Annotated in this window: 40 protein-coding genes; 1 reads left to right on the forward strand and 39 read right to left on the reverse strand. The window is 43.0% G+C overall.

Annotated features, from left to right (window positions below; genetic code table 11):
• The 31 genes from ACKI5B_RS03035 to ACKI5B_RS03185 form a co-directional block, all read right to left on the reverse strand.
• On the reverse strand, nucleotides 1-1178 hold a 1178-nt coding region (locus ACKI5B_RS03035), incomplete at its 3' end, for a phage major tropism determinant (protein WP_407425701.1).
• A gap of 9 nt (nucleotides 1179-1187) precedes the next feature.
• Nucleotides 1188-1466 (reverse strand): hypothetical protein, encoded by a 279-nt coding sequence (locus ACKI5B_RS03040; protein ID WP_407425703.1) that lies wholly within the window; start codon nucleotides 1464-1466, stop codon nucleotides 1188-1190.
• A gap of 2 nt (nucleotides 1467-1468) precedes the next feature.
• Nucleotides 1469-1819: a hypothetical protein gene (locus ACKI5B_RS03045; RefSeq protein WP_407425705.1), complete on the reverse strand. Its 351-nt coding sequence runs from the start codon at nucleotides 1817-1819 to the stop codon at nucleotides 1469-1471.
• A 40-nt stretch (nucleotides 1820-1859) separates the two neighbouring features.
• Entirely contained in the window at nucleotides 1860-2435 is a 576-nt protein-coding gene (locus ACKI5B_RS03050) for a hypothetical protein (RefSeq protein WP_407425707.1), read from the reverse strand.
• Nucleotides 2436-2448: 13 nt separating this feature from the next.
• Nucleotides 2449-3150 (reverse strand): hypothetical protein, encoded by a 702-nt coding sequence (locus tag ACKI5B_RS03055; protein WP_407425709.1) that lies wholly within the window; start codon nucleotides 3148-3150, stop codon nucleotides 2449-2451.
• Nucleotides 3140-4369 (reverse strand): baseplate J/gp47 family protein, encoded by a 1230-nt coding sequence (locus ACKI5B_RS03060; protein WP_407425711.1) that lies wholly within the window; start codon nucleotides 4367-4369, stop codon nucleotides 3140-3142. Before ACKI5B_RS03060 ends, ACKI5B_RS03055 begins: the two co-directional genes overlap by 11 nt.
• The gene (locus ACKI5B_RS03065) at nucleotides 4356-4823 is read right to left on the reverse strand and encodes a hypothetical protein (RefSeq protein ID WP_407425713.1); all 468 of its coding nucleotides are present in this window, start codon (nucleotides 4821-4823) and stop codon (nucleotides 4356-4358) included. The genes ACKI5B_RS03060 and ACKI5B_RS03065 overlap by 14 nt, the downstream gene beginning before the upstream one ends.
• Entirely contained in the window at nucleotides 4820-5047 is a 228-nt protein-coding gene (locus tag ACKI5B_RS03070; protein ID WP_407425715.1) for a hypothetical protein, read from the reverse strand. Before ACKI5B_RS03070 ends, ACKI5B_RS03065 begins: the two co-directional genes overlap by 4 nt.
• A 1-nt stretch (nucleotide 5048) precedes the next feature.
• The gene (locus ACKI5B_RS03075) at nucleotides 5049-5594 is read right to left on the reverse strand and encodes a hypothetical protein (RefSeq protein ID WP_407425717.1); all 546 of its coding nucleotides are present in this window, start codon (nucleotides 5592-5594) and stop codon (nucleotides 5049-5051) included.
• Complete coding sequence (locus tag ACKI5B_RS03080; RefSeq protein WP_407425719.1) at nucleotides 5582-6871, reverse strand: LysM peptidoglycan-binding domain-containing protein; 1290 nt, start codon at nucleotides 6869-6871, stop codon at nucleotides 5582-5584. The genes ACKI5B_RS03075 and ACKI5B_RS03080 overlap by 13 nt, the downstream gene beginning before the upstream one ends.
• The gene (locus ACKI5B_RS03085) at nucleotides 6864-8210 is read right to left on the reverse strand and encodes a DNA circularization N-terminal domain-containing protein (RefSeq protein WP_407425721.1); all 1347 of its coding nucleotides are present in this window, start codon (nucleotides 8208-8210) and stop codon (nucleotides 6864-6866) included. Before ACKI5B_RS03085 ends, ACKI5B_RS03080 begins: the two co-directional genes overlap by 8 nt.
• Nucleotides 8211-8255: 45 nt before the next feature.
• The gene (locus tag ACKI5B_RS03090; protein WP_407425723.1) at nucleotides 8256-10409 is read right to left on the reverse strand and encodes a phage tail tape measure protein; all 2154 of its coding nucleotides are present in this window, start codon (nucleotides 10407-10409) and stop codon (nucleotides 8256-8258) included.
• An 88-nt stretch (nucleotides 10410-10497) separates the two neighbouring features.
• On the reverse strand, nucleotides 10498-10707 hold the full coding sequence (locus ACKI5B_RS03095) for a hypothetical protein (protein WP_407425725.1): 210 nt from the start codon (nucleotides 10705-10707) through the stop codon (nucleotides 10498-10500).
• 2 nt (nucleotides 10708-10709) lie between these two features.
• Nucleotides 10710-11144: a hypothetical protein gene (locus ACKI5B_RS03100; RefSeq protein WP_407425727.1), complete on the reverse strand. Its 435-nt coding sequence runs from the start codon at nucleotides 11142-11144 to the stop codon at nucleotides 10710-10712.
• Between the two features lie 71 nt (nucleotides 11145-11215).
• Nucleotides 11216-11587 (reverse strand): hypothetical protein, encoded by a 372-nt coding sequence (locus tag ACKI5B_RS03105; RefSeq protein WP_407425729.1) that lies wholly within the window; start codon nucleotides 11585-11587, stop codon nucleotides 11216-11218.
• A gap of 10 nt (nucleotides 11588-11597) precedes the next feature.
• Nucleotides 11598-13067, reverse strand: a complete 1470-nt coding sequence (locus ACKI5B_RS03110) for a hypothetical protein (RefSeq protein ID WP_407425731.1) — start codon at nucleotides 13065-13067, stop codon at nucleotides 11598-11600.
• 32 nt (nucleotides 13068-13099) lie between these two features.
• On the reverse strand, nucleotides 13100-13729 hold the full coding sequence (locus ACKI5B_RS03115; RefSeq protein ID WP_407425733.1) for a hypothetical protein: 630 nt from the start codon (nucleotides 13727-13729) through the stop codon (nucleotides 13100-13102).
• A gap of 1 nt (nucleotide 13730) precedes the next feature.
• Complete coding sequence (locus tag ACKI5B_RS03120) at nucleotides 13731-14096, reverse strand: hypothetical protein (protein ID WP_407425735.1); 366 nt, start codon at nucleotides 14094-14096, stop codon at nucleotides 13731-13733.
• Entirely contained in the window at nucleotides 14096-14368 is a 273-nt protein-coding gene (locus ACKI5B_RS03125) for a hypothetical protein (RefSeq protein ID WP_407425737.1), read from the reverse strand. The genes ACKI5B_RS03120 and ACKI5B_RS03125 overlap by 1 nt, the downstream gene beginning before the upstream one ends.
• A 20-nt stretch (nucleotides 14369-14388) precedes the next feature.
• Nucleotides 14389-15474, reverse strand: a complete 1086-nt coding sequence (locus tag ACKI5B_RS03130) for a major capsid protein (RefSeq protein WP_407425739.1) — start codon at nucleotides 15472-15474, stop codon at nucleotides 14389-14391.
• A gap of 14 nt (nucleotides 15475-15488) precedes the next feature.
• A complete protein-coding gene (locus tag ACKI5B_RS03135) occupies nucleotides 15489-15902 on the reverse strand; it encodes a hypothetical protein (RefSeq protein ID WP_407425741.1) in 414 nt (137 codons plus the stop codon).
• A gap of 1 nt (nucleotide 15903) precedes the next feature.
• Nucleotides 15904-16980 (reverse strand): head maturation protease, ClpP-related, encoded by a 1077-nt coding sequence (locus ACKI5B_RS03140; RefSeq protein ID WP_407425743.1) that lies wholly within the window; start codon nucleotides 16978-16980, stop codon nucleotides 15904-15906.
• A gap of 61 nt (nucleotides 16981-17041) precedes the next feature.
• Entirely contained in the window at nucleotides 17042-17170 is a 129-nt protein-coding gene (locus tag ACKI5B_RS03145) for a hypothetical protein (protein WP_407425745.1), read from the reverse strand.
• Nucleotides 17167-17568 (reverse strand): CHAP domain-containing protein, encoded by a 402-nt coding sequence (locus ACKI5B_RS03150; protein ID WP_407425747.1) that lies wholly within the window; start codon nucleotides 17566-17568, stop codon nucleotides 17167-17169. The genes ACKI5B_RS03145 and ACKI5B_RS03150 overlap by 4 nt, the downstream gene beginning before the upstream one ends.
• Before the next feature lie 14 nt (nucleotides 17569-17582).
• Nucleotides 17583-17825, reverse strand: coding sequence for a hypothetical protein (locus ACKI5B_RS03155; protein ID WP_407425749.1), 243 nt, complete (start codon nucleotides 17823-17825; stop codon nucleotides 17583-17585).
• Nucleotides 17782-18075, reverse strand: a complete 294-nt coding sequence (locus ACKI5B_RS03160; RefSeq protein ID WP_407425751.1) for a hypothetical protein — start codon at nucleotides 18073-18075, stop codon at nucleotides 17782-17784. Before ACKI5B_RS03160 ends, ACKI5B_RS03155 begins: the two co-directional genes overlap by 44 nt.
• On the reverse strand, nucleotides 18072-18386 hold the full coding sequence (locus ACKI5B_RS03165; RefSeq protein WP_407425753.1) for a hypothetical protein: 315 nt from the start codon (nucleotides 18384-18386) through the stop codon (nucleotides 18072-18074). Before ACKI5B_RS03165 ends, ACKI5B_RS03160 begins: the two co-directional genes overlap by 4 nt.
• 10 nt (nucleotides 18387-18396) lie before the next feature.
• Entirely contained in the window at nucleotides 18397-18756 is a 360-nt protein-coding gene (locus tag ACKI5B_RS03170; protein WP_407425755.1) for a hypothetical protein, read from the reverse strand.
• Nucleotides 18757-18768: 12 nt separating this feature from the next.
• Nucleotides 18769-19134 (reverse strand): hypothetical protein, encoded by a 366-nt coding sequence (locus tag ACKI5B_RS03175; RefSeq protein WP_407425757.1) that lies wholly within the window; start codon nucleotides 19132-19134, stop codon nucleotides 18769-18771.
• Entirely contained in the window at nucleotides 19112-20764 is a 1653-nt protein-coding gene (locus ACKI5B_RS03180) for a phage portal protein (protein WP_407425759.1), read from the reverse strand. The genes ACKI5B_RS03175 and ACKI5B_RS03180 overlap by 23 nt, the downstream gene beginning before the upstream one ends.
• A gap of 1 nt (nucleotide 20765) precedes the next feature.
• Nucleotides 20766-21074: a hypothetical protein gene (locus ACKI5B_RS03185; RefSeq protein WP_407425761.1), complete on the reverse strand. Its 309-nt coding sequence runs from the start codon at nucleotides 21072-21074 to the stop codon at nucleotides 20766-20768.
• A 326-nt stretch (nucleotides 21075-21400) separates the two neighbouring features.
• Here ACKI5B_RS03185 and ACKI5B_RS03190 point away from each other — a divergent pair, with 326 nt between their 5' ends.
• On the forward strand, nucleotides 21401-22075 hold the full coding sequence (locus ACKI5B_RS03190) for a hypothetical protein (protein WP_407425763.1): 675 nt from the start codon (nucleotides 21401-21403) through the stop codon (nucleotides 22073-22075).
• Between the two features lie 163 nt (nucleotides 22076-22238).
• On the opposite strand, the gene ACKI5B_RS03195 is transcribed toward ACKI5B_RS03190, so the two are convergent.
• From ACKI5B_RS03195 to ACKI5B_RS03230, 8 genes are all read right to left on the reverse strand, one after another.
• Nucleotides 22239-22775: a hypothetical protein gene (locus ACKI5B_RS03195; protein WP_407425765.1), complete on the reverse strand. Its 537-nt coding sequence runs from the start codon at nucleotides 22773-22775 to the stop codon at nucleotides 22239-22241.
• A 52-nt stretch (nucleotides 22776-22827) separates the two neighbouring features.
• Nucleotides 22828-23019 carry a hypothetical protein gene (locus tag ACKI5B_RS03200; protein ID WP_407425767.1) on the reverse strand — a complete coding sequence of 64 codons (192 nt, stop codon included), beginning with the start codon at nucleotides 23017-23019 and terminating at the stop codon, nucleotides 22828-22830.
• 46 nt (nucleotides 23020-23065) lie between these two features.
• Nucleotides 23066-23377, reverse strand: coding sequence for a hypothetical protein (locus ACKI5B_RS03205; RefSeq protein WP_407425769.1), 312 nt, complete (start codon nucleotides 23375-23377; stop codon nucleotides 23066-23068).
• A gap of 129 nt (nucleotides 23378-23506) precedes the next feature.
• Complete coding sequence (locus ACKI5B_RS03210; RefSeq protein WP_407425771.1) at nucleotides 23507-23797, reverse strand: hypothetical protein; 291 nt, start codon at nucleotides 23795-23797, stop codon at nucleotides 23507-23509.
• Nucleotides 23784-24299, reverse strand: a complete 516-nt coding sequence (locus ACKI5B_RS03215; protein ID WP_407425773.1) for a hypothetical protein — start codon at nucleotides 24297-24299, stop codon at nucleotides 23784-23786. Before ACKI5B_RS03215 ends, ACKI5B_RS03210 begins: the two co-directional genes overlap by 14 nt.
• 13 nt (nucleotides 24300-24312) lie before the next feature.
• Complete coding sequence (locus tag ACKI5B_RS03220; protein WP_407425775.1) at nucleotides 24313-24918, reverse strand: HNH endonuclease signature motif containing protein; 606 nt, start codon at nucleotides 24916-24918, stop codon at nucleotides 24313-24315.
• Nucleotides 24919-25341 carry a hypothetical protein gene (locus ACKI5B_RS03225; RefSeq protein ID WP_407425777.1) on the reverse strand — a complete coding sequence of 141 codons (423 nt, stop codon included), beginning with the start codon at nucleotides 25339-25341 and terminating at the stop codon, nucleotides 24919-24921.
• A 105-nt stretch (nucleotides 25342-25446) separates the two neighbouring features.
• Nucleotides 25447-26307 (reverse strand): DNA adenine methylase, encoded by an 861-nt coding sequence (locus ACKI5B_RS03230; RefSeq protein ID WP_407425779.1) that lies wholly within the window; start codon nucleotides 26305-26307, stop codon nucleotides 25447-25449.
• Between the last annotated feature and the right edge of the window lie 10 nt (nucleotides 26308-26317).

Consider the following 26317-nt stretch of genomic DNA (forward strand, 5'->3'; position numbering starts at 1 on the left):
CGGGAACCGATGTACGTGTCCACGCTCCACGGGTAGACGTCCAAGACCACCGTGCGCGGACCACAATGCACGCCGTTATCCCAGTAGCTACCGCAGTGCAGCGCAACCAGACCGCCAGAGTTAGGAAGATAAGCCTGACCCTGATTAGCACCAAGAACGTTCTGCCAGTTCCAAGAAGTTGAATCCTGGCGAATTGAATAGTCGCAGGTCCATTCAGAAACATTTCCGGCACAATCAGTAAGGTTATACGCAGAAACTGCATAAGGCTTAACACCTGTACCAGAATGCTTACCGTCAGAAGTAGAAACACTGCAGCCGGTGTAAGTTCTTCCGGTGTTAGTTGTTTTAGTCCAACCGTAGTTATTAGAACCGTCTTCGCCCTGTGGGCTTCCAAATGCACCAGCAAGCCATTCATTATAGCGCAATAAGCGCATTCCCTGTTTGTGTGCAAGTTCATTGAAGTTGAACTGTGACAAACCTTCAGTTCCGGTAACTGGCAAAGCTCCATATTTAGAAACAAGTTTACCTTCGGCAATCGGCAGATTATTTGTGCCGGCCATAAAGGAAATAGTTTCTTCTGCAGAAGCAATATAGATGCCCTGCCATACGCCGTGAACTTCAGCCATGCCAGGAGCAATAACACGCGGTCTGTGAATCAAATCCCACACGCTGTTAGGAACAATGCCTTCAGTGACATTATCCTGCCATTTTGTACCGCTTGCGCCCCATTTTGCCCCGGTAGAATCAATAGGAATCCATTTTCCATCATCAGAAACCTTGCGGATAGTTCCATAATGGAAACCTCCGGTTCTTCTGGAAGTCAAAGCTGTGCTTCCATCAGGGAAAGTAGAATTCAAAGAAATAACGATTTCCGGCTGTGCGCCATCAATGCAAAGATAAACATAGTAATCTTTACCAAATTCAAGCGTATCGCCTGTATCAAGCGCAGCTGCTGGATCAAACTCCAAATCGCTGTCTTTAAGAATAATAGGACGCCATGCAGAACCATCATAGATAGGAATTGAAACGCCCTGATTCAAAATCAATTTGTCTTCATCGTAGGCAAACGGATTTTTCTTTGAAAGAAACTTTGAACCAACAGCCTTAACCGGGCTGGAAGCTGGAATCAAAGAAACGCTGCAAGGATCTATAAGGTCCTTATATTCATGCAATGCCATTTTTCACTCCTATTCCAATTTAGCGATTAAAGCGTTAATCCATTCATCGCTAACTGCAAGTTTATTTTTTTCAGCTGCCGGATCTTCTACTTTTTCATAGTCTTCCGGTGTCTGTTCTTCCACTGGAACATCTTTGCTGGATTCTTTCAAAACAAGTTTGTAGTGATCATCGCGCAAATGTTCCAGGCGTGATTTCATTTCGCCTTTTCCGGCATTATGAACCACGGCATATTCAACGGCATTTTCCCAGTCTGTTTTTGTGTTACAAGTTGCTGGAATTCCAACCATCTTTAGGCCTCCTTTTTCTTAGCCAATTTTGTTCCGACTGCTGTACTGATAATTCCGGCAATGATAACAACAATACCTATGATCATTGAAATCATAGAAACCATTGTATCGCTTGAAATCAAGCCAAAGAATCCAAGTACAAAAGAACCAATTCCAACCGCTGCAATTCCAACGATTGTAAGCCAGTTCTTTTTTTCTGCCCCGTTGTACAGATTTGCACAAGCAAGACCAGCGCCAAACATTGTTACTGCAAAAGCGCCAATTTCTGCAGCAGGAATCTTACAGAACCACATTGCAACAGCGCCAACAGCTACAAGAACCAAACCGATAATAGTACCGATTTTCTTTGTCATTTTAAGCTCCTCCGGGCAATTACCCGTTTGACAAAAATATTTATGATACCTTCTGAACCTGAAGATTCACGTTCATAGAAGCGTAATCATTCCATAAACCAACACCCCAGTTTCTCGCACCCCATGTAACATGACGTGTTCCTGGTGTAATTTTTCCGTCAACAAGGCGGCGGGCATAAATATGAATTCCATCACTTTCAGCAGAACCACCAAAAGAAAGGAACTCAGGATAATTCCCGGCGGCATTCACAATAACCGCATAAGTAGCATCAGCATCAAAAGTCAACCCTAAATCGTTCCAGGCAATTACAGTTTCTTCACCAGCAATTTCAACCTGAAACAACTTTTCATTGAAAGAATTGTCAATCAGCTTCAAAATTGCAGTAAGAACATCTGAATTGTTTGCATTGTCTTCATTGCCGGAAATCCCGTTCAAATTACCAAATGCCTTCTTCCAGATAGCCTGTCGCGCACCAATAATGTCATTAAAGAACTTTGCCAGCCACGGTGTACCATCAATGGAATCTGTAGCTGAAGCATCAATCGCTTTTCCGGCCGGATAATTAACATCCGTTCCGTCGTAGTAGTCGCTATAATTAGCATCAATTTTTAACATCTAATTTCCTCCGTTAGATCCAATCAATATCCAAAACCGCAACCGTCTGAACCGGCTTCAGTCTAAGAATCAGGTATTCAATATAGTTTTTGTATATAGCCGGAATTTCCAGCTTTTCTACATACAAAATCTGGTGACGGGCATTTCTTACAACCGACTTTGCAACATAAAAACAGAATTGCCAGTATTTAGCATCGTTCGGGATAGAATAAGGCGAAGAAGTGTCATTTCGCAGAATTGTCGGATTAAATGTTTCGTCACCAATACGCATTCCGCAAACCGCATTTCTATTCCCGCAAACCATCGTTTTATAGTTACAAACACACGTGTAAACATAATTTGATTTACGCGGGTTTCCAGTCGGAATGTTTTCAAAAATGTTTATTTCCGGCCAAATAAGCCGCAAAACATCCTGTAAAACATCCAAACCTTGACCGCCTGTATTACTTGCCCACAATGCAGTCAGAACCGCACGGCGCTGGCTTAATTCAGCCTTTGTAAAAATAACCTGAAAAGCCTTTTCCCACGCTTCCGGGCTTCTGGTAGAATCAGGGAATAAATCAAGATAAACATTCTCTATTTCGTCCCTGATTCCATCCGGCAAAACCGCAATAGCTTCAAATAGCTTTCGCAAGTTCTTATCCTGTGTAATATCAAATACACGGCCGGAAGGAAGAAGGCTTTTAATGGCATCTATGAAAGATTTATTCTTCATAAAGCACTCCATCAATGTATAAATCACCCAGCTTGCAAAGCTCACCCTGGCCAAGTGTATAAGAACTGATTGAAGCGCCGCCAGCGTTCATTAACAGCTCGCCAAAGTCGCCTTTATAAGATGTACAAATATCGTTAGCAATTCCGGCCAGACTGTTGCGCAAAATAGAATCAGTTCGGTTATTATCATCACTTAAACCGCGGATATAAGGTTCACGGTTCAAAAGAAAATCTTCCACCGCTGCCTTAAAATCAGCGCCAAAGTCAGCAGCAGCAACACCTGTTAAATTGTTTACAAAGACGTTTATGCTGGTAACTCTAACCGGCATAACATTGATATAAGTTTCATCCCCAGCCGGATCTATAATTGCAGTAATCGGCTTTCTATTCTGAACGCCAGTGTCAGGATCATAAGTGCAGGCATTGCCAACAGCTTTTAACAATGCAGAATCCGGAATTCTGTCAGTATATAAATCGCTATTTCCGGCAACATAAAGCAAAACACCGCCAGGGCTGTTTTCGTCATTATAAGGATATGTTTGTAAAACGCCTGCAATATCAAAAGCCCAGTTTCTATAATCAGCCAAAGCGCCGCCCTGTGGCTGTGTAGAATAACGTGTCTGAACGCGCTTCCTATAATGCGCTTCTGTTTCATCCTCAGTGCCAGCCTGAGTAGTAGAAGAAACCTTTGCTTCCTGGCTGCAAATCGCAAGCGGATTAACAAACCTCAAAACTGAATCAACAGCCAGACTGCCAGCTGTTCCGGCCGTAGTACAATAAACCGGAACTTCAACAGTCGCCGCATCCAGCGCCGTATTTTCAGAAACACAATAAATAAGTCCGGTCAAATCGCTTTTAAGCTGTGTTCCCTGCTGTAAAACCTTTTCAGCTGCCGGATCCGTAACAATTACAGTGATAGTTCCATTCCAGGAATCGCCCTTTGCTGGCTGCGGAACGCCAAATAAATCACCCAGCTTAATAAGCGGGTTCACTTTATGGCCCTGAATAATTACATCTTTATATGAAGCTGTATCAGGGAAAAGCTGCAAATAGAACCATCCGCAAAGTTTGAACGGAATAATATAGACCCCAGCCAAAACCTTACACAAAACCTTTACAAAACTTTTAGGCAAAATCTGTAATTCAGAATTAAACTTTTCCTGAAAACTTGTTACTAAAAGATTGTAAACATCATCAATATTTTTATTAGCGTAAGCCATTCTGCACGCCCTCCCATTCAAAGTAATAAGCTGATTCAAAAATCTTTGAACCGTCTTTTGTAAACTCCACACTTACCCGCACGCGTTTAATATTTTCTGCAGCAAGTGAAACGCTCACGGAATCCGCAATTCCTTCATCCACAAACCATTTCAAATCACTTTCCGCCGCCGTCTGAGCTTTCTTTAGGTTCGCGCCAGTCAGCGGTAAACCGCAGGTTATCGCCTGGAATTGTGAAACAATCTTTTCGCTTCCATCAGTTCCAGGAATCAAATTGCCCCACCAGGTTTCTTTATTTCTTCCGGCAACATCGTCTTTATTGCCGCCAAAAAGAGAGATGTAAACAGCCGTTGAAAAAGTGTTACAATCCTGAATAAGACCGTCTTCAACGTCAATTTCTCCGCCGTCGTTAGTAGAATGAATTAAAACATCGCCCTGAAAATTTACCTTGCTCACGATATTGTCCCCGGCCCTGTAGTGGCACCTGTTTGCGCTGATTGTGTTCCAGTTGTACTAACCGGAATCCCACTGTTTACCTGTGCGTTTGTAGTGATATGCTCCACAATCGCTTTTCCAACCTTTTCCCAAAATTCTTTACACATTGCTTTACCTTCAGCAGATGCACCCGCATCCATAATAGCTTCAGCAATAGCGTCACCCATTACAGTTCCATCAAGCATATTAAGCCCCCGTTACCATTTCGCCGGAATGCGGCGCGCCTGTTACCGGACAAGTCGGCAAGGCGCAAAAACAACCAGTTCCGCTAGGCGTAGCAGTTCCTTTACATTTCACCATTCCGCCCGTCAAAGTCGTTTCCGTACTTTTTATTTCCATCTTTCCGCTGGAAGCATCAAGCGACATATCAGCGCCGCTTTTTATTGTTATTCCCTTGTCGTTTTCAACCTTTATTTCTTCCGGCGTTTTTAGCTCCACTTTGCCGTCTTCCAGCATCTTCAAAACTGCCTGAACTTCACCGTCCGCATTGCGTGAAAACAAAATCTTTTCGCCAGGTTTTGCACCTTGCGAAACTGTCAAAACGCCTGCAGCAACAAACTTTCCCGTTCCATCAACCTGAACAAGAACAATCCTGTCGTCCTTTACTGGCGGCGAATCATCACCAGAAGGGCCGTAAGTAAAAGCACTTTGATTGTAGCCCAGGCGCGTTTCTATACATTGTTCTATGTACTGATCTATTTCAGCCTTTAAGTTTTTTCCTATTCTTCCCACGGGAACCTCTCCGGCAGCTTGCCGTCACGCGCACCAGGCAAAACAAGTGAAAACTTTGTCTTTTCACCGTCGCTGTCACTTCTAGTCATAGTCACTTCATCAACCTGAAATTTAGTTTCCCGGTAGATTTCCGCATCCGGCGCATAAACAGAAATGCACATATTTTTTCTGTAAAGTTTGCCGGTTCTGTCCCTATGACCACTAACCACCAGTTCATATTTCACGCTGTTTGCAAACATTCTTCCGGCTGTTGCCTTAGTTGCATTTTCCAGTGAACCGGAATCCGCATCATCAATAGTTTTTGCAAAAACGCGCAAAACCCCTGCTTTCTGCAGAAGTTTATTTTCATAACAATATTTTTCAGCGTCTTTGTCGCCTTCAACCTTTGAAAAACCAATCACATGGGAATACATATTCTGACCGTCAAAAGTCGGTGTGCAACTCACAAAAGGCGCTTCGCCTTCCTTAAAAGTTGCGCTAACAGCTTCTTCTTCCGGCTTCCAGAGCATCAAAGAGCCGTCCTGGCTGTTACTTAAAAATACACCACGCTGTTCCGCCAGCTTCTTCAGAAAGTCCAGAACCTTATCTTCAGGCTGAATTTCAACTTTTTCAAAACTGTTCCCACAATCGCACTTTGTCAAAATTGTGACACCAAACGGCCCGGCAACATTGTTAGCAATGGCCTGCAAAGTCAAGCCGTTATATTCCGGCGGGTATAAAGAATCAGGCAAACAAGAATCTGCAAGAATCCCGCATCGCGGATAACCCTGAACTGTAATTGTATTTCCGTTGTCGCTTACAGATGGAACCGCTGGCAATAAAATGCCCTGGAATATCATTTCAGAATCATAAAAAACCGTACATTGTTTATAAGTAAATGGCCGGAAAATCTCGCGACATTTTTTATTAGAAGAATCCCAAAGAGAAGAAAAAGAAAAGGCATCAAAAGTATCAACCGCGCTGGTAACTGTATAGCCTGTAAATCCGGTAAACTTCACGCCGTCAACAAACAAAGCCAGATCCTTTTTAGCGTCAGGATCTAAAACAATAGTTTGTTTTGCCTGAATCGGCGCGCTGGCTTTAGGTGGCTGCACATCTTCAGGAATAAGCAAAACATCCCCGGCAAAAATCAACGGCGAACCATCCGGCGCAGTCTTTCTTCCGGCCAGCTGTGGATTAGCTTTTACAATGTCATTCCACTTAGTAAAACGGCCGTAATACTGAATGCTTATTTTGCCCAGTGTGTCGCCGCTTTTTACTGTATGAGTTTTAGACATAATATTTCACCTCCCGCCCCATCGGAAGGCAAACAATTTCATCAGCTGTCAAAGCATTGTCATTTATAAATTCATCCATGCGGTTAAAGCCATCTTCGCCATAAAGCTGACAAAGTAATTCAACCACCTGCCTGTCACGGTCCAGTTTAATAATTTTTACAGAAGGCAAACTGAATGAATTTTCAATCAAAAGTTTTTCTGACAAAACAACAACATTCAAAAGATTTTCGTATGTGTCAGAACAATCTACAAATGAATCAGTAGCAACAATCTTATCGCAATATTGTTTATAAGCAACAAAAGCGCTTTCAATTTGCGCAACAGCTTCCATAACTTCAGCCCGGCTTTTCATTGCGCCGTTAGCAACCTGACCGCCGCCGGAACTTCCATCATTACCGCCAACAGTCGGAACACTTGCGCCTTTTTGTTCTTCTGCAGTCAATGAAACACCGGAACTTAAAGCCGCAACCATACCGGCCCAAGCAACGTTTGTAACCGCAAACTGATTTTTAATCGCATTTATACCAACCGGATCTTTTTTAGCATTATTCACAATGCTGGTAATAGTTGTCATATAGCCGGTAACTTTCTGCATCGCGCTGACCGCAACCTTAGAAGGAAAACGCGCCAGCTGCAAAACAGCCCGCGCAAAGCTCGCAGAATTGTTTACAAGAGTATCAGCACCCTTTGTAAGCTGATTTATAGCAGCTTTTGTGTCATTCATTTTCTGGCGGATGCCGTCAGCTGCATCTCCGATGGAATCCACGAAAGAAGAAAAGTCTTTGAAAATAGATTTTTTTTGAGTATCAGCAATAGAATTAAGCTGTAGCTTATCGGTTATGCTTTTGCCTTCAATCAGTCCTGAAAATTCATCAGCGGCCGCATCGTCAAAACTTCCCAGGGCGGCATTTATCTGGTCAGCGCCAAGAATACTGCTGTCAGGAAAATTCTTTAAAACAATAGTTTCCGCAAAAGTAATTTCGATAGTAGATTCATTTAGTTTTGAAACTAAATCATCACTTCTTTTAATCGTACCAGTGGGAACAACATCAACACGGCCATAAATCGGATGTTCAAGAATCCCATTTCCGCGTTCTTTCAAAAGTTCTTCAAAAGCATCAGCTTCCTTCAAACAATCTTCACCGGTAAAAATACAAACGCACGGGAACCGGCGGCCGCCAACGCCTAAAGATTGAATCTCCTGACCGTCCATTTCTGGGAATGTATATGCCGCAGTTTTCAGGTCAGTTTCCCTGGAAACCGATTCAAAAATAAAAGTCTGTCTTTTACCAGAAGGCGAATTATAAGCCGCTTCTGTTATTTCTTCATTCCACGCCATAGCATTATTTTCAGTCAAAACCGTAAATAACGCTATAACGCAAACTTAGAACGAACCCGACCTTGTTCTTTGAATTGTAACTTCCGGCGCCGGCTGGTAATTATTAGCCTGCAATCCAGGCGCAAGTCCGATTGTAACAGAACTGTTATTGTTATTTGTAACCGTCTTAGAATATTCCGCAACGCCTGCGGGTGTCTGTGTCGGTGTAGAATTAGCAATTTCTGCAGAATCTCCGCGAATCATTGATTCAAGCGCATCCAGCCCGTCAAGACCTTTATCAGCCAGTTTTCCCACGCCTGGAATGTTTGACACCAGTTCAAGCACCTTGCGAACCGGCGCAATAATGAAGTTGAATATAGAAGCGCCTATATTTCTTATAGCCTGAATTATACCGCCGCCCGTAAAGAAAGAAGTAATGGCCGCCCATTTCTCACTGATCCAGTCCAAAGCGCCGCCAACAGCTGTTTTAAGAGTTTCCCAAATGCCGGTAAATACACCGCCTATCCACTCGCCAAACGCCTTAAATGCGCCCACAATGCTTTCCCAGATTCCAACCGCAACCCCGGCAACCCAGCCAAAGAATTCTTTAATTTTTGCGCTGACCGTATCCCAGTTCATAACAAGCGCAACAATGGCAGCAATCAAAGCCACAATGGCCGTAATAATAAAGCCAATCGGGTTTGCCGCAATCGCCGCATTAAATCCAACCTGTGCGCCTGTTGCTGCTGTAGTAGCCGCCGTTTCTGCAATAGTCGCCGCTGTAGCAGTTCCCTTAACCGTTGCCATAACAAGCTCAGCGCCTTTTACAATTCCGACAATAGTTTTATAAGCTGTCATTACCAGAACCGTTCCATCCATAACAAGCCGGTAAGCCATTACCGCAGCAGTTACCGCAATAATAGGCCCGCGCAAAGCCCATATAACTTGAATCACGCTGCCAATAATGCTTCCAATAGTTCTTATAGTTTCCGCAACCTGAGTTAAAGCTCCGCTGTTTGCAAAATTATGAATTGCCGTTGTTAAAGACTGAATAAGGTTCTGGCCGTCAACCTGGAACGCTTCAACAAACTTAAAGCCCAGTTCCGTCAATTCCGACATTAAAACCTTTAATTGGTTTCCAATGCTGGAACGCATAGCCGCCGCTTTACTTGCCGCGCTTCCGGTAGCATTACTGGCCGCTTCTTCATAATTGCGCATTGCATCCGCACCAGTATTGATAAGCGCATTCATAGCGGCAAGGTTTTGTTTTCCAAATATGTCATAAAGATAAGCATTCTTTTTAGCGTCACCCATGCCATCCAAAGCGCCGGCAAATTGTCCCACAATATCCGTAAGGGAAAGAAGATTTCCGTTTGAATCCGTTGTCTGAATGCCTAGTTCATTCAAAGCCTTTTCAGCCTTAGCCGTAGGCGCAGAAAGATTAGTCATAATGTTTCGCAAGTGAACGCCGGCTTCCGCACCCACAATAGAATTGTTTGCCAGGGCTGTTAAACTTGCGCTGAATACATTCAAATCATTATTTGCAGTCTTAAAGAAATTTCCGCCCTGTGTAATGGCTTCAGAAACATCCGTCAGGCTCATGTTTGCACTGTCGGCCGTATAAGCCATAACATCGCTTAAACGCTTCATGTTCTCAGCCAGAATCAGCGGATCTTTACTCATCATTCCCATTGTATTAAGACCGCCAACAGCCATTCCAACAGCTTCATCCAGCTGCACACAAGCCGCTGTTGCCAGATCAGCAACACCAGGTAAAAGCGCGATAGAATTCTGACTGTCAACACCAGCCCGCGCCAATGTAGCCATTGCGTTAGCCGCCTGCAAAGCATCAAATTCAGTAGATGCCGCAACCTCACGCGCCGCCTTTCCAATCACCTGCAATCTGTCAGTAAAATCCGCAGCGTTAGAATCAATATCACTGAACGCAGCGCCGGCCCCGTGCATGGCTTCGTCAAAATCAATAAATTGCTTAGTAGCAACACCAACACCGGCAACCAGCGCGCCTGTAGCAAGCCCGGCCGCCATCTTTCCGGCGTTTGCAATGCTTCTTCCAAAATTATTAACACGCTCCTGGGCAGCCGCAAAACTTTTATTCAGCGCCATTCCGGCACCGTCACCCAGCGCGCCCATGCTTCTTAATTTCTTTGTTACATTGTCAATCAGCGTAAATTCAGTCGCTATTTTATATCTGTTTGCCATGCTTTAATTTTCACCCCAAAAGAAGAAAAACGCTATAACTAAAAAGGCCGTTTTCATTAACAACAGAAACGGCCCCTAGCAAGTATGTTTACTTTTTTACTTTTTTATTTTTCTTATTTTCATTTTGCATTTTCACAAGTTCAGGAATAAGCGGATCATACCAGAAGTGAACATCCGCCAAAGTCAATTCTTTAGGCATTACCGGCAAATGATAAGTAGTGTAAATTTCACGAATCATTACCGGAATACCTGCCGCCGCCTGAACCCTTTTTCTACTACCGTTATAAGCGATTTCCACGCTTAGTTTGTAATAAAAAAAGTGGCAACCGCCATAAACAGCTTAAAGTCAGCGTTTGCAATTTTGCTGAAGTAAGCAATATCTTTTCCGGTCATTGCCGACATATAAGCAACCATTTTATGCACGTTCTGGTTAGCCTTAAAGTTATCCATTCCCAGATAAGCCTGAGCAGAAGGCGCCTTAAATACAAGTTTTGTTCCGGCATATCCTTCCGGATTTTTCGCGCCTAAAGTAATTTCCAGATCGTCATTGTCATTAACAACAGTCTGACCCTTTGCAATGGATTTTACAATAGTTCTTTTCTGGCTGTCAAAAGTTGATTTTTCTTCATCATTCATTGAAGTTGTATCAACATCAATTCCGTTTTCTTCAGCCCAGCGGTTAAACTCAGTTACCGCTAAATCGTCACTCATAGCAACATTCTTTTCATCAGCCATAATAATCTCCTAAAAAGTAGAAGCATCTGCAGCATGGGTGGGAGGGAATGCCGCAGATGCCTTTTATTTAATTAAAGTTTCTCACAAGTTCCGTTCAAAGTTACTTCAGCCGTCATTTCCTTTGAATCAAGGGCAATCGTATCAGTAAGCTGCATAGAACCGTTGATAACAGTTCCATCAACCAAACTTGCAGAAACTTCCAGGAACTCGCATGAATCCTGCATTTCCTTCAGGAACTCCATATCATCACGCGCTGGATCAATAACAAGGTTCAAGCCTTCAATAGCACCGGTATGAACGCTTTTAACAATGCGCTGTGTACCGTCACCGTTAGGCTTCACTTCGTTGTTATATCCTGAATAAGTAATTTCGCAGGTATCTTCACCATCAGTAGTGAAGCGTCTTCCAGCAATTACAATACTTTCTATTGGTCCGCCAGCCATTTCTTCCTCCTTATCCTAAATAGAATCCAAAGAGTACATCAACAGATGCAACTTCCACGTTGCCGGAAAGTTTAACCGGGAAGGAAACGTTCAGGCGTTTTGGATTCTCGCTGTCAATTTCAACAATAGTGTTCTTCTTTGTGAAGTCCTGATCGCTGATAAGTGCCTTCAATGCCAGGCTGTTAGCAAGGTTTGCAAACCATCCCTTTACAGTCTTAGGCTGAATTGCAGAAGGGTTAGTTGTTACTGTTGTATCAGAAACAAGTGGCGCACCCACGACAGAATCAGCTTCCATAATCAAACGAACGTTGTAAACAACATTCATAAGTTTGATTAAATCTACAACATAGCGTTTTGAAGGATATTTGCCTTCAGAAGCCGGATGATACATTGTAATAATGTCGTTCAGCTGGGCAACACTACCATTCTTAATGTTAGTAGAAGAACCCTTGTTTACCGACATATTTCTTACAGTGTAATCTTCCTGGGCTGAATCAGCGCCGGCTTTAAGACCTGTCAAAAGGCCTTTATAGTTCTGTGCTGGGTTTGAATCAGCTGTTGTAAGAATATCGTTTACCATTGCCTTTGCAGCAATTACCCACGGCAATTCTTTAGAGCCAACAGAAACAACAAGGAAGTTGATATAGTCTGTTGTACGCAAATCAGTAATTGCAGTACGTGTAGAATAACCGTCAACACATCCTGTAGCACAAAGAATAGGCTTCTTTACAAGAGTACCCCAGCGGCCGTTTCCAAACTCAAAGATTTCATTCAAAAGTCCAGAATCGTTGTAATCAAATGTGTTAAGAATCATTGTTTCCCAAACAGTATTGATTAAAGCCAAAGCACCAGAAACAGAAGGAACGCCGGCACCATCAGCCATTGCAGAAAGTGTCAAAGTAATGCCTTCAGCGTCATATTCAGCGCCCAGAAGAATTCTGTTACCGTTAGCACCCTTCCATTTTGCGGTCAAAACAACTTTTGCTGTATCTTCTGAATCAACAGCTGCAGTAACCGGCATATCCAGAACGGCGTTAATTGCGCCCACAAGAGCAGTTGCAAGTTCAGTCGCAGTTTCACCCTTTGTAACTGCAAAATCGGCTTCAATGCCGCCGATTGTCACTGTACCGCTTCCGGCCTTTGTAGCAGGTCCTGTAATTGCAATAGAACCTTCTGCCGCAACGTCAGAATTTCCAGCCTTAACCGGGTAAATTGTTACCGGGAAAGTTGCGCTGTTTCCAGAAACCGGAAAGAGCTGTTTCACGGCCAGATGCAATGGTGAACCGTAACCGTATCTTTCGGCAACGTCAGCCGCACTGGCCTCCACTTCGTATTTTTCCGTAGAGTAGTCAACACCGGTATTACCAACACCGATAATTGCTAAACGCTGCGGAAGCATTGCAGCCGCACCAACATTGAAGTTTTTATAAGAAACTTCAACACCTGTGACACGGCTTATAGCACTAGCTGTTACACCCATTGCTATCTCCTTAAAACAAAAAGTTTTCTAATTTATCCAACAAAAACGTGACCGTCTTTGTCGCTTATGGTTAGCGTTCCGCCTAACTCGTACAAAACACCACCAGTAATTGCCACATCTTCAATATAGGTAACTTCCAAAGTTATCCTAATCATTTTTACGCGAATTGCGCTCGTAGAGTTTGCAGGCTCGCCGGCCTGGAAGCTCGTCATATCTCGTCCTGTAACAACGCCCTGCAAACTCAAATAAGTATAAGGTTCAGCCCCTATAATGTTTCTAACCAGGCGCGCTGTTTTCCAGGCTTTAAGTGATGCCTTAGTTCCGGCATCCTCGCTGCTGGAAGTGTTTCCGGTAGCGTAAACATCAAGCATAATCTTTGTAGTCATATTATGCTTGTTTACTGTAGTAGAACCCTTGTCTGAATCCGTTGCATCAATCGAAACGTTTACAAGCGGAAAAGGGTTACTGTCTGCATTTACCTGCTGAATCGGATCATCATTTTCCACATAAACACCAACGTCATAATCACGCGCGTTTACATCCCCGGCTTCAACAGCAAGTTCGTGCTGGTGTTCCAGCTCAATCGCCAAAATCGCCGCAACAGTATCACGGATAGTTTCAATGTTATCAGGTGTGCTTAAAAGCTCGTTTATCTCTGCCATATCAACTACCGCTTAAATTCAAAACCAAATAAATCTTAGTGATTCCCAGCGTTCTGTCAGGTTCGCTGTAAAGCACTTTAAGATCCCATTTTTTGCCCGTCAAATCAGTGTAACTAAATGACCACCCGCGTTCAGGTTCCCTGGCTTTCCCGTCAATCGTTACTCTGTCTGAACGGAAACTTGTCCAGACTGTCCTCCCGGCAACAGCGTTTCCATCCGTATCAACAAGGAATCCAATGTCACCGACAATGCCGGTAATAGACCAGGAATGTCCGTTATTGTCACTTAATGTAAATGCTGCTGTTCCGCCATCGGCTGATTCCAGAGTAATAGCGGTATCAGCCAGTGCAAGTTCCCTTAATCCCATTATTCAGCCTTAGCACCGGAAGTATTTTCTTCAGTGCCTTCAGTTTTTGCCGCTTTCTTAGATTTCTTGTCAGTTGTTAAGTTTTCCTTAACATCTTCCTTTTCTGTCTTTTCAGCAGCTTTTTCAGATGCTTCCAAAATGCTTCCGCTTTTCAAAAGCTCAGTAATTGTTTTGTTATCGCCAAAACAATCTTCAGTAATTACTTCTCCCGGACCGTACACGCGGCTTTTCGCCACAAGGCTTTTTCCGGGAGCAATCTTATAAGTTTTCATATAAGCGCCCCCAAAAAGGATTAGTGTACTGCTGTCAAACAGCCAAAGCGGTCAATAGAAACCGGAATGGCAAGTGCGCGCATCTTTGATTCAGCTGTATAAGTGTCCTGTGTAGCGTCTTCAAATACGCGGTTATGGCAGCGGATAAATCCGTCGTATGTTACTTCTGAAGGAATTACAGAAGCAAAAGGTTCTTTCATTCCAAGTGTAGGAACACCGGCGAAAACAATACGGAAGTCCAGATCTTCAATAGCTGTAGTAATAACAACCTTGTTTGTATCAAGGAACTTGTAAACTGTTGAACCGTCAACACGCTTGTAAGAATCGTTGTAAACCCAGCATTCAAGGCGGTATGAAGAAACGTCAATGTAACCCATATAGCGGCCGCCCTTGTTAAGAAGGCCAGGATTCAATGCGCCAAGATTCATTCCGTCACGCTTTACCATGTCTTTAACAGCAGCGTTAGAAATGAAATGCTGCCAAGCTGTAGCACCAAAAATAGCAATCTGTGGTGTAGCTTTTCCATCGTCATTGATAACATCACAAAGACCCTGAAGGTCGCCGATAGGATCAGCAGAGTTTCCATCCCAGCTGTTTGTATTTGTTACAATGTGTGTTCCCTTTGCATTAAAGTTCAAAGTGTAAACATCAGCACCGTTTGCGTCTTTAAGTGTTACAACACCAGTCTGCAAAATCTGAGCGCACTGAAGTTCAATGTTTTCTTTGAACATACGATGGAACTTGCTGAGCGACTTTGTAAGTTTGTTTACAAGTCTACCAAACCACTGGCCGCGTACTTCTGCAGTATCGCTTTCGCCAGGCTGGCGCTGCAAAAGGTCCATAAGTGGAACCGGTGTTGAAAGTGCAGCATAAGGCGGCTTAAAGCGTTTTTCTGTGAAAACGTCTTCATCAATAACAACGCTTCCAGTGCGTGCATCTTTGAGAGTAGGCGCAACATAATCGCCTGAACGCTCAATGTCAATTTCAACATGTTCACCGTCAGTATAATCTTCAGGTGTAGTTTTAAAGAAAGTTGTAAAGAATCCGCGCTTATTCATGCGCGCATCTTCAGTGAACTTTTTAAGAACGGCTTTCAAAAAATCCATTTTCTTCTCCTGTTTTACTGATTGTCAAAAGTGCCAATCTGTTTTGCATCAATGTTGTAAATTCCCTGAACACGCAGGTATTCACCCTGAACATCTGTAAGACCTGTTCCTCCGATAGAAGAAAGGTTCTTGTTTACGTCACCGGCAATACAAATGCGCTGACCAGCAAAAGAAGCTGGGTTTGACGAATCTGTATTGACAATGTCGTCACGTGTAGCAAGAATTCCCATAGGAAGTCCATCGTCGATTGTAGAAGCTGTTGCAACTTCCCAAACATTGTTTGTAAGGTCATGCGTAAGAACATAACCGTCTTTTGCAGTTCCAGAAGCTGCAAGTTTTACAGTGCCGCTTACAAACTTATTGTTACCGATAAAAAGGTTATCGGGATTGTGATTTTTCACTTCAATGTTTCCAGCCATCTGTCCCATTTTAAGCTCCTATTTCCTTTTCAAAAGCAGCCATGATTTCTTTTTCATCAACCTGGCCGTCGTCCTTTGGTGTAACTGCCGCAGGAATAGTTGTTTCGTCTTTAGCCTGTGCATCAAGATTAGCTTTTGCAACTCTCTTTTCAAAGAAAGTAGTCTGAACCTTATCTTCTGCAACGGCTGACCCATCACGAATGAAAGAAGCGGCAACCTCCGGGCAGCCAGCAACTTCACCCATCTTCAGCAAAGCGTCAGTGCGTGATCTTTCTTCCTGAACACCACTGGCTTTTGCTTCAGCAACAACCTGAGCGTATGCTTCAGGGTTTGCCTTTTTAAATTCTTCAGCTGTCATAACTTCCAGCCCTCCATTTTCTGCTTTCGCAGAATTATTATTTACGGGCTTTTTGCCGCCCGGAATTTCCATAGTCGCACAAGCCGCAACCTTGTTCATAAACTCTTTTGCGCTAACAGCCTTCATCTGCTCGCGTGTAGAAGTAACCTTTGCCTGAGCAAGTGTCAGAATGTTTTCTTCACTTTCTTCCGCATTGTCAGAAGCGGAAATAACTTCATCCGCAAAACCTTCATCAACAATTTCCTGACCATAAAGCCAGGTTTCCTTGCTCATTTCATCCAACAGGGCTTTTGTGTCGCGTCCGGTTCTTTTTGCGTAAGCAGAAGCAATAACGTTATCAATCTTTTTGAGAGCTTCACCAGCTTCCGCAAGATCTTCTTCGTTACCCATTACAATCTGCCATGCCTTATGAATCATATAAACAGAATTATCTTCAACAACAATCTTGTTATTGCTGTTAGCGTTATGAGCTGCAAGCGCAATCACGCTGGCAGAACTTGCCGCCATGCCCACAATGTATGTAGTAATTTTATTTTTATGATTTCTGCAGAAGTCACGGATAGTGTTATAAATCGCAATACAATCCCAAACACTTCCGCCAGGACTGTCAATAGTGATTCTGATTTCATCATCACCGGCAGCATTAAGTTCATCGCGCACAAAGTCAGCCGTGATGCCTTCCTCCCACCAGTCAGAACCAATCTGTTTGTTAATCAAAACCTCTTTCATATAGTACCCATTTTCAAGCCAGACAATTAAAAACGCTATAACATAACGCCTTAGCAGTCTTTTAATTTTCCTTAGCCTTTTTTAATTCTCTTTTTCTTTCCTTGTGTTCTTCATAATTTACCCACGCAGCCCCAAAAGCAAAAAAAGCAACAAAAAGAAAAATGACAATGTAAATAATTACTTCAATCATTTTTTTCTAAAAAATCCCAGAATATTGTCAAAACCTCTGGTTCCGTATTTTGCGCCATCCTGCTTAAAGCCGTCCTGCTCAAATACCAGAATGTTTTCATAATCAATCGCGCCTAAAAAAATAGCCACGTGACCATATTTGTTTGTTTTCGTAGCATTAAAAACAACAACATCCCCGGCGGCCGGTAAACCTGTCACCTTTGAAAGATATTCTTTTTCGCCGGGCATCTTGTCATAGTTCAGCCACAAGTCTTTTGCACCTTCCACGCCACCAGTGTGCGGAATCTGCCAAACGTCCTGGCAATACTGCCGGAACAAATCAACGCATTGCGCCCCATAAACCTTGTCAAAGTCCACTTTCTTTCCGGTGTACTTATTCAAAAATTCCGCTAAGTTCATTTAATGCCCTCCGCTTATTTTTCAGGATTATCCTTTTCAAAGATTGCTTTCTGCAGTAGATAAACCCTTTCAGCTTCATCAACCCGCAGCTTGTATTCATAGATTCTTTCGTAAAATTCCAGCGGCATAGAAACCATGTCGGTAACATCGTCATAAACAACAATTCCTGCCGGATCCGGGAATACCGGCCAATCAACAGCAGGAACTACAGTTCTAGTTTTTATTTCTGTTGTTACGCAACCCGTCGTTAATAGCATCAAACTTATCACGGCCAGTTTTGCTGTTAGTTTCCTTAATCTTTTCATCCGTCTTTTTCCTTTCGTCGCTTTTGATCCATTCTGCAGCCTTTGCCTTTCCAAGCTCAGCCGCATATTCTTCATTGCGCTTTTGCGCTTCCTGGTAACTCTCTTTGTAGCTTTTCGCCTTATTACGAAATATCACGAAAAGCAAAATAAAAATCACCAAAAGAAGAAAAAGCACGCCGCACAAAATTAACATCGCTTTCATTGTAAAACCTCGCCGCTGGAACTGCCTTCAACCTTGCCCGTAAACTTTGCAATAAATGCGGCTGCAATTTTATCCAGCCAGATAGAAATAAAGCCTGGCGTCCACACTGCCACAAGTCCAATGGCAATTTTTATAACATCGCCAATGTCAACTTCTTTCAGGATGCCGGCCCACTTCAAAACCGGAATAGCAATCATTTCTACCGTTGCCAGGATAATTCCCAGCTTAGAAAGATTTTTAATTCCGGTTTTAGATTTCTTTTCGTCCTTTCCAGCTTCGTCGCTGGTAACATCTTTGATTTCTTCAGCCATTTCTTCTACCTCATTTTTTTAGAACTGTTGTAATTGCGGTTATTACGCCCGTTGTTACGGCAGTTACTACAACCGTAAGAATTACAAGTCCTATTTTCTTCCAGGCCCCTAACGCAACCTGACCGCTTTTTTTTTCCAGCGAATCAATTCTTGTTAAAGCCCCGTCAAGTTTATTGCTGATTTTTTTCAGTTCCTCTTTGTCCTGCTGGTTTTTAATATTATCTTCAATGAGCTTGTTTATTTGTTTCTGCTGCTGTTCAGTTACAACTACAATGTTGTTAACTTTCTCCTCAACCCTTGCCATCACCTTGCTGTTTTCCTGTATATCTGCATACATTTTCAAAAAGAGTTCTTTATCCATGTTTTCCATAGCATCCTCCTTTTATTTCTGTAATGGCAAATATTGCCACCATTCCACGTGCATTTTCTTGTGGTCTTCCGTGTACCATGTTTCACCCTCCACAAAAAACGCAGCTTTCTGAACCCCGCCATAACTCTGGCACCAGACCAGAACGCCCATCGGCGGTTTTATATCTTCCGCGGCGTTCCAGCGTTCACGCAGCGCAATCATATACGCCTGCATTACCGCCGTTTGCGCCGCTAATGCGCGTTTTTTCCAGTCGCTCACTAAACCGTTCTTTTCTTTCAGATCCGCTTTAAGTTCCGCAACCAATTTTTCCAAAGCATCAATTTCACGCTTCAGTTCAGCTTCATGTTTCAGCCAGCTAAATGGCTCCGTTGTTTCCATCGTCGCCATCCTCGCCGCCATCATCCTTATTGCCGGAAGAATAAGCAGGCTTTCCGTTGTTATCTTCGTCAGTGTGCGGCGTGAATCCCATGCGCTCCATAAGCTCGCGTTCGCGTTTTTGCGTCTGCATAACCTGGGCAAAGCTCAAACCGCAGGTTCTTCTTGCTTCAATGTCAAATGTTGAAAGTCCATTATCAAGCGCCGTTTGACTAGCAGAAACTTCCTTCTGCCTGTCAACAGCCGGACGATTCAAGCCAATCCATGCGCAGCTAAGCCAGGCAGAAATCATCCGCCATTTTGAAACATCATTGTAAGCGCCAATGAATCCAGGAAGATTTAATTGCCCGGTCAAAACCGCCTGAGTTACAAACTGTTCATAAATCTGCTGGCAGAAATCATCAGCATTTTTCTTTACCTGGCGTGAAAGATAAACTTCAAATTCATTATTTGCCTGGCGTGATGCAGAATAGTTGCTGCCAAACTTCAGCATTAAAATCTCCGGCGGAATGCCGTGAGTCCAAGCCAAAGCGCTTAAAACAGCCTGTTCAAAAGTGGAATAGTTAACGTTAGGTCTGTTAGTCTGGAATGATTGAATATGATCACCCGGCAAAAGATTATCGTAAATCGTACCAGGTTCAGTGATTTTAATTTCCTGCCGCGGTCCTTCTTCCATGTAGCCTTTAGGCTCAATATTGTTCGGCCGTAAGCGGGAAGCAAGCCCGTCAGTAGGACGTGTGAAAGTCGTATTGTTTCCGCCACGCTCAATAAAATAGGCAAGCATAGCATTAACAACCGCAGCGCGTGTTTCAGCATCACGGTAGCGGTCAAGGTCTTTAAGCATATAAAGAGTATCAGCCAGGAACGGTTCCCCGCGTGTATCATCCAGAAGCGTTTCTGAACCATAAACCATCCAGCTGATTAAACGGCCGGAATGTTTACCGCGCACCGGAACACGCTCATAAGTAACCGTTCCGTTTACCTCGCTTCTAACATGGAATGCAATCTTTTTTCCGTTCTTGTCAAACTCAACACCATGCTTAATATATCCGCCCGGTGGGCATGAGTAATTATCCGGCGTTCTGATATTATCGCCGTTTACCCATTGCCAGCGCGGAAGCTGTGTGTCTTTGTCAATTCTTGAAATAATAATTCCATCGCCGCAAACCAAAGATTCAAAGCGAACCTGTGCCTGGAACTCGCCAAAATTGCGATGCTTTCCCCAGTCAAAAACAGTCGGTGTATTTGCGTATAAATTAAACTGTGTAGAAATTTCTTCGCCAAAACGAACGCCTTTTTCTTCCCGTGCAGTCGGATCTTCTTTAGGCCAGATAATTGAACTTTCTGGAACCGGACTTGCCACAAGTCCAGTGTGAATTTCATTCCAGATTAAACGGCGGATAATACCTTTTGCGTAAATGTTTTCACGAAATAAACGTAAACTTCTTTTTCTCAGCGTCCAGTAGTCAACAAAAGTAAAATCATCAATCGGACCAAAACTACCAGCAAACTTTGAACCGTTCCAGGAATCCCCAGCCAAAGCCCGCAGGTAAACGCCGTAATTATTCAGCGTTTTTTCCGGCATTGCCATTATCTGAGATTCCTTCTTTTTTCCAAAATTAAACAAACCCATATCAATACCCCGGCTGAATTATTCGCGGCGCATTGTTATAAAGCTGCATTTCCAAAGCCGCAATTTCTTTCTGCAGATTAAATTCCAGTGATTTCAAAGAAGACAAGTCGGCGCGTGTAACAGTCTGTTTATCCTGTCCTGTGTCGATAGTGTAAGAAACAATATTGTTTGCACCGGAAGCAGAAGACAAATGCAAAATTCCTTCCTGCACCTTCTGCAGCAGAACCTTTTTGTTTCTCAGCTGCACTTCCCAATATTGCTTTCCTGTTAAATTTCCGATTCCGTCTGGATCGTCTAAAAGTATGCCCATGGTTTTCATTTTCAATTCAAACTATAAATAACGCTATAACATCAACTTTTATTTTCCTTTACCTGCCGTGCTGAGCTTGCACCCGTCATGCTGAACTTGTTTCAGCATCCCCGTGAGTACTCATATCAATCCACAAGAGTGGAAAACTTGTGGAAAATTCCCCACATATAGCGTGAATTTCTTTCCGCCTTGACAAAAACGCTAAATGTGTTATATTTTTAAGTATCTGAAGATGCTTCCTTCGGGTGAATCACAAGTCCGTGTTCCATACACGGACATTTTTTTTTGTTATTGCGTTTTTATAAGACCCGCCCAAAAATAAAACCATGAGTTCAATTAAAACATTCAACACATTTTCCAAAGCATACGACGACGCACACCACACAATGATTAAAGCCGCCGCCCTGTCATTGAATCAGGCAGCGTTTAAGGCGTCAGAGTACGCAAAAGAAAATATTCATAAGAATTTCATTACCCGTAATAATTTTACGGCAAACAGCGTGCGCTATACCAAATGCCAGCAGGCAAACACCGTTGTAAACCTTGCCAGCTACACCGGAATATTAGATCGCGCTGAATACATGGCCCGTCAGGAATCCGGCGGAACAAAAAGAAGTTCTTCTGGCGGAAACCTAATCATTCCAACAGTAACAGCCCGCCGCGGAAATCCAAAAAACCGCGTATCAGCTTCAATGTATTATTCAAAAATTAAATCGCAGATAATCCCAATGGCATCCGGCCACGGCTCAAAGAAAAGTAATTCCGTAGCCCGTGCCTTTGTCGCAAAAAATACCGGCGGTTTTGTTCGCTATAACAACAGCGTTTTCAAAGTAACATCATTCAGGAAGTCCGGCGATGCAATTTCATTCAAAAAGAAAATGGTCCTGAACATGAAACATAAATCCACAATCACCCCGGCAAATCCCTGGCTTAAACCTGCCAGTGAAATGGCCGCAAAGGAAATGCAGGTCTTTTACAACGACGCAATGAACGCGCTTTAAAAATAAAAAAGGGCAGTGAAAACTGCCCTTTAATAGCATTTTGTCCCTTGTCGTCAGGACTAGGATGCCATTCCTCTTTTTAAGTCCCTGCACGATTTACGCCGACAAATCAACGTGCTGGCAAGTCAGCCGCCTGAATGTCTGACTGGTAAAAAAGCCTGTTTTAATTTTTCGCACTTTCCAGCGCGTCAAGTTCTGCATCAGTTAAACGCAGAACCTTTCCGTTTTCGATAGTAAAGTAATAAAGCAACTTTTGCAAGTTCCCGCGCTCGTCCATAGTGCCAAAACTTGCCGTTCCGTATCTACTTACATCATGAATAACCAAAACCTGGTTAGTGTCTAAGCATCTAACAGCTAAATAACTGATTCCGCTTTTTTCAACACTTTCCAAAGTTTTCAAATAATCATCATCAGAAAAGTGTTCAAAATCAGCAATAGAAACAATTCCGTAGTATTTATCAAAATCCTTAATTTTTGTAAGGTTTGCCAAAGCTGCCTGCATTCCGTTCCAGTAAACATAAACTTCCGGCTTGTTATCAGCTGTTTTATTTGCCGCAGCTTCAACCGTCAGAACCTCAGCCGCTGGAACTTCCGCAGCCTTTTTCTTCCTGGTGTCGATATTAAAAGCAATAATCAGCACCACCAGCAAAGCCACCAAAACGAAAAATAAATTCCTGAAGAATTTTCCAACCTTGTTCATATAAACCTCCGTGTAAATCACTGCAAAGATTATATCACAATTTGAAGAAAAATTAAATCATGTCCAGCACAAACCGTGAAACCGACTTTCCAGCGGCCGCCGCCGCCTTTTTCAACTTTTCAATTTCTTCCGGCGTTCCGGCAATCGCCGTAGTAGCATAAATCTTCTGCCTTCCCGTAGCCTTCCGCCCACATCCAGCCCGCGCACCGCCACGCCCGTCTTTTTTCTTTTCAGCTTCCACCATATTTCCACCACCTCCAAACGCCAGGGCTTGCGCCCTGGCTTTTTAATTAAGCATACCAGCTGCAGGTTTTAGCCTTGCCGTCCCAAAGGGAAGCGGAAGCATAACTTTCAATCGAAACCCGCGGTCCCCAGCCATAATCAGAAACCCTTCTTCTAAGGATTTCATCATCATAAAAGCTGTTTACAACCGGCATAGTGTCGCCGCTCATAAAGCCTTTTTCTTCAACCTTTGCATTCAGCTTTCTAAGCCAAACAGTTTTTGCAGTTGCTTTTACAACCTGGTAAAAGTCAATGTTTGTCTGGTCATAACCCCAGCTGCTGTAAAAGATTGAACCTTCTTTAATCTGAATGTTTTCCATGTTTTGCTCCTTGTCCTGGGTGAATCACCAACCCCCTGACACTTATAAATATACTGCAATTATTGAAAAGTGTCAATAACTTTTTTCAAAAAAAACACGAAAAATGCACCGTTTCCAGTGCATTGCAAATCAAATCTTCATCCCATCAACCTGTATAAAAATCTTATACCACCATTTCTTTTTGCGGTCATTATAAAAAATATTCACTTTTTCCACGCGCCCGGTCCAGCTGTTTAATCCATATTTCAAAACCGTTTCGATCCTATAAGCATACCCGTAGTATAGCTGCACCCTTAAACTTTCCAGCTGTCGCCGCCAAAAGAAAGAAGTAGGCCGCAGGATTTCCACCCGCGCGCCAAATCCGGCCGGAACCTCATTTTTCCGCAGTTTGATTTTCAAAACCTTTTCAATTTTTTTCATTTTCCGCCGCCTTTTTAGCCTTCCGCCTTTTCCTAAAATATTCCCGGTTATAAGCTCGTATTTCCTCAGCGTGCTTTTCCCGCCATTCCTTTTTCTTCTGTTTGATTTTCTCAGCGTTAGCCTTCCTGTACTGATCCAGTTCTTCTTTATGGTCTTCCGCATATTGTTTAGCATAATTTTTCATGTATTCCTTATGCTGCAAATACCATTCATGCCGCCATTTTTTTACATATTCAGGATCATCCCACTTAGAAGGCTTCTTTTCCTTTTTCTCACAATTTCCATCCGATTCCGTCCGCCCAGGTGTTTTGTTTTCTGTTACGCTAGAAGATTCCATCTTTTCATCCGCCCAGTCAAAAAAAACGCCCCTGTATTCACCCCCGCTGTCAATCAGCCCTTTAATCTCTCTGCCAGATTCCAGCCCCGCCCAGTGCGCCGCTTCATGTAAAGATTTAAATTCTAAAGTTTCATCCCCTTTTGCACTAATAGCAATCACCCGCATATTTTCCCCCAGCTTATTTTTTACCACTCACGTGAGTAGTCGCGCCAAAAATCGCGCTTTTTAATTTTGCAGTAATAATCATTGTTTTGTTGATTTCCGCATCAGTAGAAAGTTTCATAGTGTGATTCAGCGTCACCAAATCCCCGCGCGTAATCGCCATCAGGTTTTCAAGCCGCAAATCATCCTTGTTCTGATTTAAGAAAACAACCGGAACCTGCCGGTCAAGTTTTCCGTGAGCTTCTTCCCAGATCATCCGGTGAATATATTCCCACTTGTCAGGCTCCGCAATTTTCTGCTTCCAGTAGCCGTCAGCATCCTTCACCTTAGTTCCCACCGCCGCCGTATTATGCGGCTTCATGCCTTTTTTAAATTCCGTCGCTGGCGAAAGATGCGACCCTTTAGGCGGCACATATCCCGGATTTTCCGCCGTATGAAAATAACCCGTTCTTCCGGTTTTAATTCCTTTTCTTAGCCTGAATGCGTTCAAAATCCGCCTGTCAATATTCATATCCCAGTCAGCGCTTAAAATTGCCGCCAGCTCCTTATCCAAAAAGAAAGGGCACCAGGCGCGCAAAAAATCCACACATTCATCCGGCCACTTAATTGGTTTACCTTTCATTTAGCACACCTCGTCAAAAGCATAACCCTGATATTCCTTTCCGCTTTCGATGCAGAAAAGAATCTTAGCCACCGGCACGCCCGTCGCCTGGCTGGATTCGTGAACATTCTTGAATTCACATTGCTTTCCGGTTTCCATATCCACCACCAGAATTTTCTGATTCTTATTTTCAATCAGCTTGTTAGCGTTCTTATTCTGCAGAACATCCGGCATCTGCCTTGCCGCCGTCCTGCTGGTATTAGAAAACTTCACCGCATCCAGCTGCAATTTCGCATTGCTGATAATCTGCTTAGAAAGTCCTTCAATGGCTTTTGCCTTTTCAATCTCCTTTTTCATATCTTCAGGATTCAGATTTTCGCCGTTCGCCAGCCTTTGAACCTGTGAAAAAAGAATATTATTCAAATCACTTAATGCGTTACCCATACTTGCTTCCTCCTGTAACGCTTTTTATTTTCAAGGATATAAAAAAATAACGCTATAACATGATTTAAAATAAAAAAGACTACTCACGTGAGTAGTCTAAAAAACTTAATCGGCAAAATATCCGCGTTTATTTTCCCGCTGGTAATCTTCCACATCAATTTCACCGGGCATCTTGTATTCAGAAATAACCACAAGTTCCGTCTGTCTTTCCGCCCAGGAATAAAACTTTTCGTAATCAAACGAATTATCTTTATCATAAACGTTTGTGTCGCGGTAAGGTATATCGCAATAAACCACGCTGTTAGGTTTTATGCAGACCTTCTCATAGCTTCCTTCCAGCCGCTCCAGCCGCTCCAGCCGCTCCAAGCTCTGCAAACCTTGTAATGCTTCTAGCGACTGACTTCTTTCTTCCCCGACAAGTCGGAAAATACCGCCGTCGCCTTGTTCTGTCAAGTGTTTTGATTCATTTTTTTTAATTGCATCCTGAATAGCTGTTTTGAATTTCAAGCGCCTTTTGTTTTGATTTTTGATATTATGAATTGCATTATAAACATCTTCCCATTCATCAGGATAGATTTCTTTCAACAATGACCAATCATCAAAAACAATCGCGTAATGATAAGACTTTTTAAGCGGTTCAATTTCTTTTGAATAAAGGTAATCACGCCCATTGTTTGAAAAGCTCCAACACCATTTAATATATGGTTCCTGTTCTTTTAATCTGAAAAAATCTTCCCGGCTGATCCAGCGTTTTTCATTGTGGTATTTCCCGTGTATTGCATCAACAAAAAGCTGTGTAATTCCAGGGTTTATATCATTAAAATAAATATGCTCGTATTTACCTGACAATAAAGCCGCATGAGTAATAGCGCAGCCGCCGGCAAATAAATCATAAAAGTTTTCCGCTGGCGGCAAAAAGTCGATTATTTGCGCCGCAATAGAATTTTTACTGCCTTTATATGGCAATCCATAATTC

It is taken from the genome of Treponema sp., from assembly GCF_045657965.1.
GTDB lineage: Bacteria > Spirochaetota > Spirochaetia > Treponematales > Treponemataceae > Treponema_D.